Here is a 15,032-nt window from a genome sequence, read left to right as displayed (position 1 = left end):
TAACCACGCGTGAAACGCGGGGTTAATGACCGGAATCTTCGTTGAACCCCGCAGGGGTTCAATACACACCGGGCACAAATAAGCCGGCGGTTATATCACCGGCTGTCCGGGCCTAACCCCTCACGGGGTTAACGCCTTTGCCTGATGCAGATAAGCTTCCCAAACTGTATGACCCGAGAAAAAATAAAAAAACGGTTTCATGAAAATAATTGTATCTTAATAGACCTATTAACCGATAAATGAAAAACCATGAGTTATCGTCAAATCTTTTACCACGTAGTCTTCGGTACAAAATATCGCAGAAAAACCATCGAAGAAGAAAACTGTGAACAACTTTACAAATACATTTCGGGAATTGTTAAAAACAATAAGTGTAAGCTGTATCGTATTAATGGGATAGCCGATCATATCCATCTTTTGTCCGACCTGCATCCATCAGTATCACTTGCCGACTATATCAGGGATATCAAAGTAGCATCCAGCCTTTGGATGAAGCACAGCGGCCTGTTCCCTTATTTTGAAGGATGGCAGGAAGGCTATGGAGCGTTCACCTATTCACTAAAACAAAAAGATATAGTTATTAACTATATTAAAAATCAAAAAGAACACCACAAAAAGGAACCGTTTCATGATGAATTCAAAAGGCTCCTCATTGACAACGGCGTCGAATTTGATGAGCGGTACCTGCGATGAAGAAACGGCGTCCGAAAACTCTGTTTACAATGAAGGACCGGCCGGCCTCCAGGATCACCCCGCAGGGGTTCCATCCAGGTAACCGCACTTGAAACGCGGGGTTAATGACCGGGATCTTTGTTGAACCCCGCAGGGGTTCAATACACACCGGGCACAAATAAGCCGGCGGTTATACCACCGGCTGTCCGGGTTTAACCCCTCACGGGGTCGAGCGGCTCTACCTGATACATATACGCCTCCTAAACTGTATGACTCCACAAGACCTTAAAAGATAGCGCCGAACCTCTTGGACCACGTCTACTATAAAAAGCGGTAGCCGAAAACTCTGTTTATAATGAGGGGCCGGCCGGCCTCCAGGATCACCCCGCAGGGGTTCCATCCAGGTAGCCACGCTTGAAACGCGGGGTTAATAACCGGGATCTTCGTGGAACCCCGCAGGGGTTCAATACACACCGGGCACAAACAAGCCGGCGGTTATATCACCGGCTATCCGGGCCTAACCCCTCACGGGGTTAACGCCTTTGCCTGATGCTTATACGCCTTCCAAACTGTATGACTCCACAAGACCCTAAAAAAATAGCGCCGAACCTTATGGACGATACCTGCGATGAAGAAACGGCGGCCGAAAACTCTGTTTATAATGAAGGACCGGCCGGCCTCCAGGACCACCCCGCAGGGGTTCCATCCAGGTAACCCCGCTTGAAACGCGGGGTTAATGACCGGGATCTTCGTTGAACCCCGTAGGGGTTCAATACACACCGGGTACAAACAAGCCGGCGGTTATACCACCGGCTATCCGGGCCTAACCCCTCACGGGGTCGAGCGGCTCTACCTGATACATATACGCCTCCTAAACTGTATGACTCCACAAGACCTTAAAAAAATAGCGCCGAACCTCATGGACGATACCTGCGATGAAGAAACGGCAGCCGAAAACTCTGTTTATAATGAGGGGCCGGCCGGCCTCCAGGATCACCCCGCAGGGGTTCCATCCAGGTAACCACGCGTGAAACGCGGGGTTAATGACCGGAATCTTCGTTGAACCCCGCAGGGGTTCAATACACACCGGGCACAAACAAGCCGGCGGTTATACCACCGGCTGTCCGGGTTTAACCCCTCACGGGGCCGAGCGGCTCAACCCCATGCCTATACGAGAGCCTTCGGCGCCGAGCCGAAACCCTTCACGATTATAGAGATGACCGGTATTACAGAAATGTTTTGGCGGCGCTCCGCATAATGGAAGCGGGATCCGCGCCTGCAACAGGCCCTGCATAAATACAGGTCCTAAGAACTTCGTTTCTTCCTGAAAAAGTGACGCCCCTCCTCGGGAAAAGCGGCTTCCAGGGCCCGGGAAAGTGTTTTTAAAGCAATGGACATCTGCGCTTCCACCGTTTTTACGGAAAGGTCCAGGATCTCTGCCACTTCTTTGTATTTTAACCCTTCATCCTTTACCAGGCGAAAGATCAGCCGGCAGCGGGAAGGCAGCTGATTCACCGCATCCGCAATCTGTTGCAGGTTTTCCCGGCTGATGAGCGTTGAATCCGGCGCAGTATAGGCAACGGGCAGTGACTCGCCGGGCTCCTCAAAATGGATCTTCTTCCTCTTGGCAAACTGAGTATAGCAGGATTGCTTTACAGCCCGGTACAGGTAGTTGGACAGGTTCTGAATAGCGGGAAGGGTTTTCCGGTTCACCCAAAGCTGCACAAAAATATCCTGGATCACTTCTTCCGAAAGTGGCCGGTCGTTCAATATCGAACAGGCAAAGGATAATAAACCCGGGTAGTAATAACGCATCAGTGCGTCAAACGCCTGCTCATTCCCCTCTTCAGAGATCCACTTTATTAAATATGGTAAATCCGTCCTTTGCATCCGGCATTCAGCTGCTTTTTTACCAGGCTGGAATGCATCAATTATGCAATCGATTCTATAATCAGCCTTTCTTTTCAAAGAAACAACAAATCATACTCCGATAGTCTTACAGGATATTCTAAAAGATATACTATTTTAACATCTATTACGATTCCGGAGCTGCCGAAAGCCATAAGTGCATAACAGGTTGTGATCGCCACTCCTATGTCACTTAAAATGGCCCCCTGAATTTTAACAATTACGCCTTATACAAATAATAAATAATTACTATATTTATTATAGCAAACAAAACGCACCAGTATGGCGCTATTGAAAAAAGCACACAGTCCTCCTTCCCCGGAGTAGCCCCCTATCCTGAAAGCCCGTTAATGACCAGGTACTGACCGCTGTGAGCCTGTATAATTGCGACACCTGCAGATCCCCTGTTATAGTGCTTCTAAACAATTTTCCATGAATCCACCCCGTAGCAATACCCGGCAGCCATAACCCTTATTGCACAAAAGGATCCTCCCCGCCCCCGGGGCGCATATCGCCATTGCAGCCGGCGAACAGCGATCCTATGCAAAATTTGTAAACCGGGTTTTATCAACTTTTTTTTTGTTCCCGGAAAAAAGTTTGTTAACACCTCCTTGTCCACCCCGATAAAAAATACGGATCATGATCTCTTTCCGACAACAAACCGCATTCAGCCAAACAGAACTGGCAGCCTTGCTGGACACCTCCAAAAGCAGTATTTCCATGCATGAAAAAAGCGGCCGCTCCCTGCCCCTTGATGCTGAACGACAGCTGCTGGCCTTACAAAAAGCCTGGACACGCTTCCTGCAGGAAGGAGCCCCCCCGGGCTATTCCTTAAAGAAGGCGTCCTCCGGTTTTAAGCGGTTCCGGTCCCTGCTGAATGCACGTATACAAAGGGCTGCAGATAACAGGCTCCCTTCTCAGAAAACCGGAATTGCTGGAAAAAGAAGCAGGAACAATTTGAGTTCCGAAACTTTGTAAGATGATTTGAAGATGCGGAGATATGGCTTCCGAAAATCCGGGAGTGGGAATGTGAAGATAAAAAGCAGGTCTATTGCGATAAAATGTAGTATGAATAAGCCTTTGGAGGCCGAAAAGGACCTGATCTTTTGATAGCAGGCGCAGCGCGCCGCAAATAATGGTAACAAGCACTTCCAGGAACCTGGCCGTAGCCGCAGCGCGGCGGGAATCCTTTCGGGGGAGACTTATAGTACCGGTGCGCTGCACCTCTGTGCCATCTCCTGCTCGTTGCTAATAAGCGCAACGCTGCGCTGCAGCTTTGGCCTTTAACCACTATTCCTAAAATTAACCTGATGCGCATGCGATGACTATCGCATGCGCATCAAGATAAAAAACAGGTCTATCGCCATAAAATGTAGTATGAATAAGCCTTTGGAGGCCGAAAGGGACCTGATCTTTTGATAGCAGGCGCAGCGCGCCGCAAATAATGGTAACAGGCACTTCCAGGGACTTACCCGTAGCCGCAGCGCGGCGGGAATCTTTTCCGGGGAGACTTATAGTACCGGTGCGCTGCACCTCTGGTCCATCTCCTGTTCGTTGCTAATAAGAGCGACGCTGCGCTGCAGCTTTGGCCTTTAACCACTAAATTCCTAAAATCAACCTGACGCGCATGCGCAACTTCGGGGGGAGTATCGGGGATCCGTACACAGCCTCAGCAACCGGCAACGGCTTCAAGCATTACTTTTACGCGTGATCTTACTTTTTACATTCTACAATTATATCAAATTTTATACTGCCCCCTTTCGGGCTTTTGGGTACTATATTTTTTATACGCATTAATGCTCTTAATGAATTACTGAACTTAATGCAATACACTCCGGCAACTGGATTTGTATAGTTTACATACTGGCCGTCCATATTATTGGCATAACCAGCATTAAAGGCTTTCCAGCTATTTTCTTCTATTATTTTTTCAAATGTTGCGTCACTCATGCTTCCTTTGTATAGTTCCCCGGAGTTGATATTTTCCTGCTCCCATCCGCCCATACCGTCTTCTTTGAATAGATCAATATCATCATAGCTGATGCTTAAATCGGATTCTTTGGCGTTGGCCGGGAAGGTAAGGATCAGCGACCCGCCGTAGCCACTAAATAATACCATAGCCACATCTCCCTGCATTTCATTCGCGCTTTCTATATCAACACATTGACCGGTGGAGGGCACAAAAAAGGGGCCGAATTTGGTGTTTTTTTGATCACCCATCATGATATCCCGGTAAGACATCAGGTATTTTCCGGATTTTTCCATCGTTGAGGCAATACCGGGATTCCCGCCCCCCTGCGAAATACCCTCCTTTGTAACCTCCTGATTTTTGTTGATTGTTTCCCCGGTTTTCTCCGGATCCAGGTCTTCTGCTTTTTTGTCATTTTTCTTTTTCTTCTTCTTTGAAAAAAGTTCATAAAGGTCCACCTGGTCGATGGCTTTATCCACCGCTTCATTAGCTTTGTTTTCCAGTTTCTTGCCAACAGTCTGTGCCGATGTGGCCAGACTTGTCATCAGCAGTAAAAGAAGGATACCATTTTTCATCTCAAAAGTTTTTCGTTTATTAAAAAGAAAATCAACGGTCTAATTTTTTTCGTACGTACCGGCATTCCATCTTGCAATACCGCCGGCATAAATAACAAGGTTTCCATCAGTTTGTAAAGTGAGAATATTTCCACTTGCGTAGAATTTATCACCCCTGGGTAAAAACTTCTTCAGCCCTGCATTGTCCTTATTTTTTTGATCGGTCCAGGCATCCCATTGCGCTTTCCCATTATAATCGTACAATACCAGATTACCATCGTTTTGAAATATACATTTCTGGATGGCCTTACCATTGGTATGCGTGTACCAGATCGCTTTAAATTTATTGGGCCCTGTCACTTTATAAACAACAAGATTCCCATCGCTCTGCATTTGTAAAAAATACCGGTTATCCTCTGAATAATATTTTTGATCTTTATTAAAAGTGGTGCCGCCTGCAAAACTGCCCCGGGGCAGGCTGTTGGGGACTCTTATAGTTGGCCTTGTAGTTTGCTGTGCTATCGTATTTACGCTGATAAGCAATAATAAAATAAGGATACCGTTTTTCGTTTTCATGATTTTAGATTATTAAAAATTAATGGCTGCATTTACCGTTTTCATCGCTCCTTCACGGCTATAAAGTGTGATATCTTTTAACGTAATGGTTCTGTCAGATACGCTCATGCTGCCTGTAGTTTTACCGGTCCCGAAAAATGATTTGCCACTGGCAAGCCCATTTCCCCGGCCGGATAGCGTTATGGAAGCAAGCCCGGGCATGGGATCTGACATGGCTAATGCTGGCCCGTTAAACACCTTCAATGAGGGATTATTGATAGCGTCGCTTTCGTTGAGAAATGTAATTTGCAGCAGCGCAAAATTGGGATTTTCAGCCCCGCCATCATTGTCATGTTGGCAAAGCACCGAAAAGTTTCCTTTCACTTTGTCACCAAAATATTGTGTACTTACGGCTCCCTCAACCGATTTTCCGTCGAAAGAAAAGCTGCCCGTTTTTGTATCATCTTCATCAACTTTAATACTGTTTAACGCCGCGGTTTCATTGGTTGTTTTATTGTTGTTTTTGCATGATGTAAAAAATATCAGCAATAACAAAGCGGCAATAATGGATTTAGTCATTGTGTTTTTTTAGTGATGAAGAGGCAACTAATGTATTTCGGGTACTTTTACAGGAGGGTCTCCTGGATCGGGGAAAACATTACCGGGAAACGATTTGTTGGCGGCAGGCAATATCCAATTTCCTGAAACAGGATTGCCGTTTACTTTTGCGGTAAGATCCCAAACGCCTTCGCTACCGCCAATAGTAACGCCTTGAAACGCCACGTCTACAGATGTTCCGTCGGTAAATAAAAACGTTACAGAAAAGTTGGCCTTAAACGGACTTCCGTTATCTGAGTCGAGCTTCCAAACACGGGCTTTAAAGCCGTTTTGGAGGAAGCTTTTGTAATTGGCATTTTTAAAACCAGGCGCATCAGCAGGGGAAAAACTCCAGGTTCTCGAATGATTTTTCGGTTTGTTTATGGTTTCTATAATCTCACCACCCTGTGTATTTTTACTCCAATAAAATTTATTGTCATTTACACCTTCTAATGTTATAACTAAAGTTCTCTTAGGATTATAAAGATCAGCGCCCCAGGCAGTAAACGTTATTTTAGAAACCGTGGCGTTTAATATTTTGTCAATGCGCTTCTTTTCTTCTGCAGCTTTTTGGATACGTGGGTCTATTGGCGGTATTTTTCCGGAAGGCTTGTTGTTTATATGAGTTGGCGTTGGTAAAGGTTTTAGTACCTGTACCTGCGCACCGGCATTTACAACAAATGCCGAACAAATTATGCCCGCAATTATTTTTTTCATCAGTTTATTTTTTATTTTTTTAATGGTCTGATGGAACGCCCTATAAACATTCCCCTGTGTGATAAATTTATTATGGGCGTTTCATCTGTATATTTTTATTGGTTAATGCTGTTGTATTTAGTGCCTGTTTCTGTTTGATGCTGAAAGTAGTAGTACTGCTGTACAAGTGTGCGACGCAAAACCGATGATAGTAGTACTGTTGCCGGGTTCATAAAAATATGCGGCACATTTGCGGCAATTATTTTTTTATGTACTCGTAAGTAGTTGTTGTGTGTACCGGGCCTCCGTTGTTGTTCGACTCTTTGCAACTAATTGGATAGCCATCGGCGTTGGCCGTATAGATGTATGTAGATCCATAGATCGTTGGAACAGGACCGTCGGAGTAATCCATTATTACATCTTTATCTGTAAGGTTGTAATTGCTAAAAGCACCGATAGGGCCTGTGGTGCGATACGGGTCTTTTATATTATTAGGGGTGTAGGTTATCTGAACATTGAAACTCCCATCCTCATTGTACCAGGTAAATGTGAGCACATTTTTTTTGTCAGACGTATAGGTAAATACCTGTTTGGTAACCGTGCCATACCTGCTTGTTCGCATACTTTCCACCCTGTCATTGTAGTAGGCGTATTCGTTTTTATAATCTTTGCTGCCGTCATTCATATATTTTTGCTGGCTAACCATTCTGTTCATATTATCGTAAGCATATTCCACGCGGCCGATGCCATCGGCTGAAAGTTTTTCAACGGCAATGTTTCCTTTGGCGTCATAAGTAAAGGAGTTGATGCCTTCATACGGGCTTCCTTTTGCATATATTATTTGGGTAATACGCCCCAAATCATCATAACTGTATTCATCAATAGTTGTACTACCACCGCTAACAGTTGTAGTCCGGGCTAACAGAATTTTCTGGTCCTTTGCCGGGGCCTTATCCTTTGTGCAGGACGTTATTGCAATGGCCATGAGCAATACGGGGAGCAATTTCATTTTCATTGATAAAAGTTTATTGGAACGTTGAATTTTGTTACACAACAAACTTATTGCAACCTCGTACCCGCCGCCATATTGTATTGACGAAAGGAGTGTTTTAATTGACGAATGAAAAAAATCAGTTTTTAGCAGCAAAAATAACCTCGGCTAACGTGCCTTCAGCCAGGGCTGTAAAACGGACTGCTGCGTTCATCTTGCCGGACAGTTCCGCTACCAGCTGCAGGCCAAGGCCATTAAGGGTTTGGGTCGTGCGTCCGGCCAGTGTCTGTTGTTCAAAATCTGCCTGTGCAAAGCTGCGTCCGCTATTTTGGATGGACAATATCGCATGGCCGTGCTGTGCTGCCATGCCAACAACAATCGTTGCGCCCGGCGGCGAAGCCTTGACGGCATTCTGCAAAAGATTTCGGTAAATGGTCTGTAGAAAATTGTCATCGGCCATAACGGTTGTGCCCGGTGCAATATTATTCTGCAGCTGAATGCTCTTTTCTTCAACAGGCAGTTGGAGCAATTGTTCTACCGGATGCAGGACGGGCAACAGCGCTATTTCCTTTACATTCGGGTTTAGCCGGCTCATCTGTGTTTTGCTCCAGAGCAGCAGGTCTTCCATCGTTTCCAGCAGGGACTCGGTGGCTTTTTCCATCTTGGCCGCACGCCCTGCTTTTTCCTGTTCATTGTGCACATTCAGTTTCTGCAACTTTAAGAACTGGTACATTTGTTTCACCGGAGCACGCAGATCGTGGCCAATGATACCAAAGAGCTTTGCCTTGGTCTGGTTGGCCTCTTCCAGTTCATTGTTCAGTTCGGATAACTCTTTGTTCTTACCGTCCAGCACATCCGCTGTTTTTTTCTTATTCCTGTAAAATACCACCAGCATCACGGCAATAACCGCTGTGAGCAATAAACCTGCCGTAAGCCACAGGCGTTGCTTTTTAGCGAACCCGAGGTCTTTTTGTTGTGCCTCGATTTGCTGTTGCTTTTCTTTGTTTTGAAATTTGGCTTCTGCATCGGCCATGCTTTTTTGTATATCCACTGTGTACAGAGAATCCCGAATAGGCAAATACCTTTCGTAGTACAGTGCCGACTGCTGCCACTGTCCCGTACCCGAGTAGCATTTTGCTATTTCCCGCAGCACATTGCCGTATTGTTCCGGCCCCTGGTCCAGACCTATTTTTTCGGCGCTTTTCAAATAAGGAAGCGCCGCGGTATAGTCTTTTGCTGCAACAAGTGTCTGCCCCATTTTATAATTAAACGCAGTCAAATTAAGGGTATCAAGGAGCGATGTTTCGGCAAGTGACCGGGCAATATTCATATAAAACAGGGCGCTGTCAACTTTTTTGTTGGTCAGGTAATAATCGGCAAAAGACAGATCGGAGAACATCCTTATGTCCCAATCGTTCCGCTCATTCTTCTTGTCTGTGGGTGGCGGCCCAAATTCCTGCATGGAAAAATCTGTCAGCGAGTCGCGGTACACGCTGGCAATATCCGGCCGGAATAACTGCAAATAAGCATCCGCCGTATTTTTATAATAATGAAGGATGGCGTGCTTATACCCATCAAGGAATTTTTTGGATGGACTGAGGTATTCCAACGCTTTTTTAGGCTGTTTCAATTCCAGGTACAACGCACTGATATTGATGTAGGCCACACCGAGGTCTGTAGAATCCGCTCCATTCAATTTTTGCAAAGGCAGATCTTGCTTAAAGATCTCCAGATCTGCCAGCATCACGTTCATCTGTTGCTCGCGACGTCCAAGTGTTTCGTAATACTTCGTCAGTGCATTGTACATGCTATGTTTGAAGCGATTGTTACGTGTAGTATCAACGATACGCAGTGCCTCCTGGGCGGCTTTGTCGCGTTGCCGGGCATAACCGTCCATTTCGCTGTACATATACAGCAAGCGTTCCAGTCCGTTTACAATTCGTTTCGGATTGTTGGCACGGCGGCCATAGTCCACCGATTTCTCCAGATAAGCAATAGCGGTATCCCCATCTATTCCCTGGTTATAGGCACCAATGTAAAAATTGAACCGGGAAAGGTTGTAGTAATCATTTGCCGGTGTTATCAGCAGGGCGTAACGTGCCGTCGTAAACATATTCCTGTACGCTTCAACCCTGGCTGAAGAATCGCATAGATCCCCAAGCGCTTTGAGTCGCTCTCCGGAGGTTTTGTATTTTGTTGCATCAAAATTGAGAACGGGTTGTTGGGCTGCAACAACAATAGTTACTAAAAAACAAAGAAAGGTAAGCAGGGTTTTTCGCATTATCTGGTGATTTCATTTTTTACAATCTCCTTATAGGTTTTACCGACCGGCAAAGTAGCATTGCCGCAAATGATCTCATCCGACGAAACCCATCCATTGATCTTATCGCTGGCTACCGCATAACTGCGGTGAATGCGCAAAAAACCGGTCTGTGGCAATTTGTTTAAAAAGGCATTGAAACCTACAAGGGTAAGATAGCTGCGCTGACGGGTGACCACTTTGGTATAGTTCTGCATGGCTTCGAGGTAAATGATTTCATTTACCGGTAGTTTGGTCTTGTGGCGTCCCTCACTGATGAGCAGTATTTCCGTCCCGTGCAATAGTTCGTAGGTAATTGCCTTCTGTTTCATGTTCCAGTAATCTTTCAATCTTTGTACGGTGGAAGCAAAACGTTTTTCAGTGACAGGTTTCAGGATATAGTCAAAGGCAGAAAGTTCAAAACTCTCCAGTGCAAATTCCGGATGGGAGGTAACAAAAACGGCCAGTTCGATTCTATCCTTCAGTTGCTTCAAAATCTCCAACCCAGTAGCGCCAGGCATTTCTATATCCAAAAAAACAAGATCCGGTTGCAGGGAAAGAATGGCCTGTAAGCCGTCAGAAGCCGATGAAAAGCAACCTGCACAGGTTAAAAGTGGGTCTGTTTTTATGTACTCGTTTAGCAGCAATAAATCGTCCGGTTCATCATCAATACATATGCAGCGTATATTGTTCGTCATCGGCGATGGTAAATTTACTCAAATATACCAAAATAAGGCATTGCCGCCGGCGACAAGGCAGGACAACCGCATCTAAATTGGGTAAAAAGAGCGGAACCAGGAACATTACCAGGCACGGTAAGCGCCCGGTGTTTATAGCAGGATGTTAATGAGAAAACCCGGCTCCTTTGGAGCCGCGTCGATTAAAACGACACATTTGCGAAAAACACAATGCTCCTCCGGAGCTGATCAATGTTGCAATTGGATGCGTTTACCCTGGCCCGGTATCAAAAAACCACCGGCTTTATTTGCATCCCTGTTAAGCTCGCTTTTCCCCGATCGCCCTCTACCAGCTGTACCGTTACCCGGTGCCGGCCGGCTTCGTTAAATTTCAGCCAGCCAATAGGGTGACTGGCATATATATGATCTGCTCCCTGCTGGTTCTGGATAGCGATACCTTCACTGTTTGCTACCCGCCACACCATCCTGCCAGCTCCTGCATACTTCAGGTCAATGGCATAATACCCGGGATCTTTAATAACTATGTCCCATGTTACAGCAGTATTGTCCTTCCAGTTATTGACCACATACGCGGTTTTCCACTCACCAAATTTCTCCATCCACTGGTGCTTGCCCACCGACCCGTTCTGCACCGTAGCAAATTTTGTGGAAAGGGCAATGCCCCATTCCGGGTCTACCGCCTGCACAGGGTCCACTTTCAGCGGTATCTTATTCTCTGGTGTGAGTTTGATAACGGATGCCAGGGGATCGGGACTTAAAAAAGGTACATCGATCACCAGCCAGCTTCCTTCTTTCCGGAACTTCAGTTTTTTTTGCCCGCCGCTTAAAAGGCTTACGCCGGATACGCCGGACAGCAGGCCCGGCACATACAGTTTACCCCGTGCCGGCCAGTGCAATACCGACAGGTACAGGTCGCCGCCATGGGTGGTTACGTCACCCCAGGGCAGGGCGTGGTTCCAGGGGGAAGCTCCTGCACCGTAAATAACCTTCGGGTATTTTGCGATCCATTTACCGGCAGACCGCAATGATTGCTGTGCCGGCGCCGGCACCACGCCGCTGCGGTCAGGCCCCACGTTCAACATGAAGGTGCCACCGCGGGCTACCGTAGCGATCAGCCCCGACAATACCTGCGCCGGCGCCTTCCAGTTTTCATCATACCAGGCATAGCCCCAGGAATCATTGGTTACATCAATGCCCTCCCAAAGACCGCTGATATTTTCAAGCGGCGTTTCCATATCGCCGAGGGTCTGGTAATCGCCCAGGTTGTACCCTACCCGGCCGGAAACCAGCGCCCCCGGCTGGTTCCGGTGCACCGTTTCCACCAGCTGCTTCGCATATTTTTCCGGCATGCCCCCCGGCGTATCAAACCAGACGAGGGCAATATCGCCATAATTCCGGGTGATCTCCTCTACCTGCGGCAGGCACTTTTCCTTAAAATAATCATCAAAGGTTTTGGGGTTCCCCGCGGCATCCTTTGCCGGGCCGCCATTGCCCCCCGGGTAGGTCCAGTCCTGGTTATGGGAATAATAGAACCCGAATCCCAGTCCCAGCTCCCTGCAGGCTTTGGAAAGCTCCTTCATGGGATCGCGTCCGAAGGGTGTTTGCTGAACCACGTTAAAATCGCAGGCTTTTGAATCATACATGGCAAACCCATCGTGATGTTTGCTGGTGATGACGATATACTTCATACCTGCATCCTTTGCCAACCGGGCAATGGCATAGGCATCAAAGTCTTTCGGGTTAAACCCCCTGACCGCTTTTTTATATTCCTCAACAGGGATCCCGGCCATATTCTCATTCATGAGCCATTCTCCGATACCGTAGTAAGTTTTCCCCTGCCACTCGTTGGCCAGCTGCGAGAACAATCCCCAGTGAATAAACATAGCGTAATTGGCTTCATCAAAAAAGGCAGCCCTGCGCGTTGCCCCGTCTTTGCTCTTCGCCTGGGAGCTACCCCACATCTTGTCCATCTCCTGCGCCTTTGCGCCCCGGCAGGCAATCAGCAGGCAAATCATTATTGCAAATCTTTTCATATTGCGTTGTTTCTTTAGCACCTGGTTACAAAAGAAGCACAATTTCCGGTTCCGTTATTCGACGATCTATTCCGGTATATACACTATTTGATCTTCATTCAGTACCGGGGCTATTGAACTGTATATACAGTCACCTTCATCCTTAGGGGTCTCTTTGTCTGCAGCAGCACAAAAGACGCCCTCCTCCCCGGAACCAATGCCCCGGTTTTAAGTTCGTTTATCGAAAGTTCTGTTGTACCATTACCCACCACACCAGCCGGATCCCAATGGATCCCGTCCTGTGAAGTAAATACTTCTATTTTCTCCGACAGACTGCTTGTTTGCAGGCCCGTTACCATCCTGTGCCCGGGCAAATCAATACGGTACCGGTTCCCCTTCCAGGAATTTTCATCAATGTGTTTTTCAACTGCTTTTTTGCCATAAACCGGGTCATCAAACATTGACCCTTTTATCATTTCAGCATTCTCCTGTACCGTCCCTGTCATTTTTAATTCGATGATGGTCACCGTTGCATCCGGCCTTGCAGGCTTATGAAAGATCCAGTGACGACCATTCGTATTCCATTTTGTTTTTTCATCTATATTGACATAACGTGCAGCCACAATACGGTTATTATGAAGTGCAGGAAGGGAAACAGATCCATTGGGCCAGTCAAATAGATACAGGAAAATACGTTTCCCTTTATAAACAGCGCCGTAATTGCGGAAGGGTGCCCAGGGACCACCCCTTGTGCCATAGTAAGCAACGCCGAATTGTTTAAGCCAGCGGCCGATCTTTAAAAGCGAATCTTTTTGTTTTTCATCAAATGCCCCGTCAAAATGCGCTCCCCAGCTCAGCAGTACATTTCCGTTGCCGGCTGCCGCCTTAAGCATTTGCGCAATAAGGTCCTTTACGGGTCTTACGGGCGAAGGTTCATAGCCCCAGCTGCCATTTAGGGTCATGGCACTTTCCCAGGGGCGCAACTGGAACATCCCTATCCGCTGTTCCGGCGTATCAAAATCGCCCGGCAGGCTGGTGCGGTTATTAATAATAATACCCGGCTGCAGTTTACGGATCATACGTGTTAAGTTTTCCGCGTCCCACATATCCGCCGTAAACATGCCACCCCACCAGGCCGCGTCAAACCAAAAGATATCAATCTTTCCATAGTTTGTAAGCAGTTCCCGCACCACGTTGAACTGATACGCGATGTAGTCTTTATGAGAGGAGCCGGGCACAACCGTTTTCCCCGGTTTTGCTTTATAGTAAGGCGGGGCAGCTATTCTTTGCAGGGTTGACGTATCAACAGGCGCATAATCCCGGTGATACCAGTCGCGCTGCGAATAATAAAGGCCTACCCGCATTCCGGCCTTATGACAGGCCGTTACCAGCTCCTTCAGGTAATCTCTTTTAAAAGGAGTATTCGTTATTTTAAAATCAGCATACTTGGTGTCCCACATATGAAACCCGTCATGATGTTTGACCACTATAACGATATATTTAAAGCCTGCGTCTTTTGCGATCTTTACCCATTCCCCCGCATTAAATTTTGCGAGGCGGAACAAACCCGGCCAGATTTTTTTCCAGGCGCTGTCCGGGTAACTGCCATGCCCGGAATCGGGTGCTTTATGATCATAAACAATGGGCCAGCTCATATCTTTGTTAACGAAGGCATTGAGCCCGAAGTGTATGAACATCCCGTAACGCGCGTCGCTGAACCATTTCATATCCCCCGGTGTTGCAAAATTGCTGGCCGACCATTGCGCTTTTGAGAACACCTGGTACAGGTAATACTGATTGGAGTCCTGAGCCCGCGGATCGCCTTCTTTTACACTCCACTGTGCAATAGACGGTCCGGCCGGGAAAAGGATCCATAAAGCGATAAAATACTTTTTCACATGCTATGCTTCATTAATTTACTGCCTACAACCATCATCAGCCATTTTATATGCCCGTTTAACCGGTACACCCTGGCGTTAAAAATAATCCCTGTAATTTATAGTGCTGCTTTGGCTGCTACTTTATGTTAACGGCCTGTATCAACATAGTGGTATGTGCCGGCAGCGCCGCCACACGGCATT

At 46.9% G+C, this 15,032-nt stretch carries 14 protein-coding genes; 4 read left to right on the top strand and 10 right to left on the bottom strand.

All coding sequences use genetic code 11. From position 1 onward, the window contains the following. Positions 1 to 249 precede the first annotated feature (249 nt). The 3 genes from tnpA to BLS44_RS26535 all read left to right on the top strand — a co-directional run bounded on the left by tnpA (position 250) and on the right by BLS44_RS26535 (position 1,693). Positions 250 to 693, top strand: coding sequence for an IS200/IS605 family transposase (gene tnpA / locus BLS44_RS11935; RefSeq protein ID WP_090390276.1), 444 nt, complete (start codon positions 250 to 252; stop codon positions 691 to 693). A 552-nt stretch (positions 694 to 1,245) separates the two neighbouring features. Beyond that, positions 1,246 to 1,386 carry a hypothetical protein gene (locus tag BLS44_RS26540; protein ID WP_176954401.1) on the top strand — a complete coding sequence of 47 codons (141 nt, stop codon included), beginning with the start codon at positions 1,246 to 1,248 and terminating at the stop codon, positions 1,384 to 1,386. Between the two features lie 166 nt (positions 1,387 to 1,552). Further along, positions 1,553 to 1,693 carry a hypothetical protein gene (locus BLS44_RS26535; RefSeq protein ID WP_176954400.1) on the top strand — a complete coding sequence of 47 codons (141 nt, stop codon included), beginning with the start codon at positions 1,553 to 1,555 and terminating at the stop codon, positions 1,691 to 1,693. 284 nt (positions 1,694 to 1,977) lie between these two features. On the opposite strand, the gene BLS44_RS11925 is transcribed toward BLS44_RS26535, so the two are convergent. Next, positions 1,978 to 2,562: an RNA polymerase sigma-70 factor gene (locus tag BLS44_RS11925; protein ID WP_090390326.1), complete on the bottom strand. Its 585-nt coding sequence runs from the start codon at positions 2,560 to 2,562 to the stop codon at positions 1,978 to 1,980. Positions 2,563 to 3,219: 657 nt separating this feature from the next. On the opposite strand from BLS44_RS11925, the gene BLS44_RS11920 reads away from it, so the two are divergent. Further along, positions 3,220 to 3,558: a hypothetical protein gene (locus BLS44_RS11920; RefSeq protein WP_090390274.1), complete on the top strand. Its 339-nt coding sequence runs from the start codon at positions 3,220 to 3,222 to the stop codon at positions 3,556 to 3,558. A 735-nt stretch (positions 3,559 to 4,293) separates the two neighbouring features. On the opposite strand, the gene BLS44_RS11915 is transcribed toward BLS44_RS11920, so the two are convergent. The 9 genes from BLS44_RS11915 to BLS44_RS11875 form a co-directional block, all read right to left on the bottom strand. Continuing rightward, on the bottom strand, positions 4,294 to 5,124 hold the full coding sequence (locus BLS44_RS11915) for a hypothetical protein (RefSeq protein WP_090390273.1): 831 nt from the start codon (positions 5,122 to 5,124) through the stop codon (positions 4,294 to 4,296). A gap of 39 nt (positions 5,125 to 5,163) precedes the next feature. After that, positions 5,164 to 5,679: a hypothetical protein gene (locus tag BLS44_RS11910; RefSeq protein WP_090390272.1), complete on the bottom strand. Its 516-nt coding sequence runs from the start codon at positions 5,677 to 5,679 to the stop codon at positions 5,164 to 5,166. 12 nt (positions 5,680 to 5,691) lie between these two features. Next, positions 5,692 to 6,237, bottom strand: coding sequence for a hypothetical protein (locus BLS44_RS11905; RefSeq protein ID WP_090390271.1), 546 nt, complete (start codon positions 6,235 to 6,237; stop codon positions 5,692 to 5,694). A 27-nt stretch (positions 6,238 to 6,264) separates the two neighbouring features. After that, on the bottom strand, positions 6,265 to 6,972 hold the full coding sequence (locus BLS44_RS11900) for a hypothetical protein (RefSeq protein ID WP_090390270.1): 708 nt from the start codon (positions 6,970 to 6,972) through the stop codon (positions 6,265 to 6,267). Positions 6,973 to 7,210: 238 nt separating this feature from the next. After that, positions 7,211 to 7,966: a hypothetical protein gene (locus BLS44_RS11895; RefSeq protein WP_090390269.1), complete on the bottom strand. Its 756-nt coding sequence runs from the start codon at positions 7,964 to 7,966 to the stop codon at positions 7,211 to 7,213. A 115-nt stretch (positions 7,967 to 8,081) separates the two neighbouring features. Further along, positions 8,082 to 10,223, bottom strand: a complete 2,142-nt coding sequence (locus BLS44_RS11890) for a sensor histidine kinase (protein ID WP_090390268.1) — start codon at positions 10,221 to 10,223, stop codon at positions 8,082 to 8,084. Then, positions 10,223 to 10,939, bottom strand: a complete 717-nt coding sequence (locus tag BLS44_RS11885; RefSeq protein WP_090390267.1) for a LytR/AlgR family response regulator transcription factor — start codon at positions 10,937 to 10,939, stop codon at positions 10,223 to 10,225. Before BLS44_RS11885 ends, BLS44_RS11890 begins: the two co-directional genes overlap by 1 nt. A gap of 266 nt (positions 10,940 to 11,205) precedes the next feature. Beyond that, positions 11,206 to 12,972, bottom strand: a complete 1,767-nt coding sequence (locus tag BLS44_RS11880) for an alpha-L-fucosidase (RefSeq protein WP_090390266.1) — start codon at positions 12,970 to 12,972, stop codon at positions 11,206 to 11,208. A gap of 110 nt (positions 12,973 to 13,082) precedes the next feature. Further along, entirely contained in the window at positions 13,083 to 14,849 is a 1,767-nt protein-coding gene (locus BLS44_RS11875) for an alpha-L-fucosidase (protein ID WP_090390265.1), read from the bottom strand. Between the last annotated feature and the right edge of the window lie 183 nt (positions 14,850 to 15,032).

Source organism: Niabella drilacis (assembly GCF_900101395.1).
Classification (GTDB): Bacteria; Bacteroidota; Bacteroidia; order Chitinophagales; family Chitinophagaceae; genus Niabella; species Niabella drilacis.
The sequence above is the reverse complement of the archived record's forward strand: the minus strand, read 5'-3'. Positions and strand labels throughout refer to the sequence as shown.

Bases quoted from the DNA above. Each gene is read 5' to 3' on its own strand.
- tnpA (WP_090390276.1), top strand. From the start codon at position 250: ATGAGTTATCGTCAAATCTTTTACCACGTAGTCTTCGGTACAAAATAT.
- BLS44_RS26540 (WP_176954401.1), top strand. From the start codon at position 1,246: ATGACTCCACAAGACCCTAAAAAAATAGCGCCGAACCTTATGGACGAT.
- BLS44_RS26535 (WP_176954400.1), top strand. From the start codon at position 1,553: ATGACTCCACAAGACCTTAAAAAAATAGCGCCGAACCTCATGGACGAT.
- BLS44_RS11925 (WP_090390326.1), bottom strand. From the start codon at position 2,562: ATGCAAAGGACGGATTTACCATATTTAATAAAGTGGATCTCTGAAGAG.
- BLS44_RS11920 (WP_090390274.1), top strand. From the start codon at position 3,220: ATGATCTCTTTCCGACAACAAACCGCATTCAGCCAAACAGAACTGGCA.
- BLS44_RS11915 (WP_090390273.1), bottom strand. From the start codon at position 5,124: ATGAAAAATGGTATCCTTCTTTTACTGCTGATGACAAGTCTGGCCACA.
- BLS44_RS11910 (WP_090390272.1), bottom strand. From the start codon at position 5,679: ATGAAAACGAAAAACGGTATCCTTATTTTATTATTGCTTATCAGCGTA.
- BLS44_RS11905 (WP_090390271.1), bottom strand. From the start codon at position 6,237: ATGACTAAATCCATTATTGCCGCTTTGTTATTGCTGATATTTTTTACA.
- BLS44_RS11900 (WP_090390270.1), bottom strand. From the start codon at position 6,972: ATGAAAAAAATAATTGCGGGCATAATTTGTTCGGCATTTGTTGTAAAT.
- BLS44_RS11895 (WP_090390269.1), bottom strand. From the start codon at position 7,966: ATGAAAATGAAATTGCTCCCCGTATTGCTCATGGCCATTGCAATAACG.
- BLS44_RS11890 (WP_090390268.1), bottom strand. From the start codon at position 10,223: ATGCGAAAAACCCTGCTTACCTTTCTTTGTTTTTTAGTAACTATTGTT.
- BLS44_RS11885 (WP_090390267.1), bottom strand. From the start codon at position 10,939: ATGACGAACAATATACGCTGCATATGTATTGATGATGAACCGGACGAT.
- BLS44_RS11880 (WP_090390266.1), bottom strand. From the start codon at position 12,972: ATGAAAAGATTTGCAATAATGATTTGCCTGCTGATTGCCTGCCGGGGC.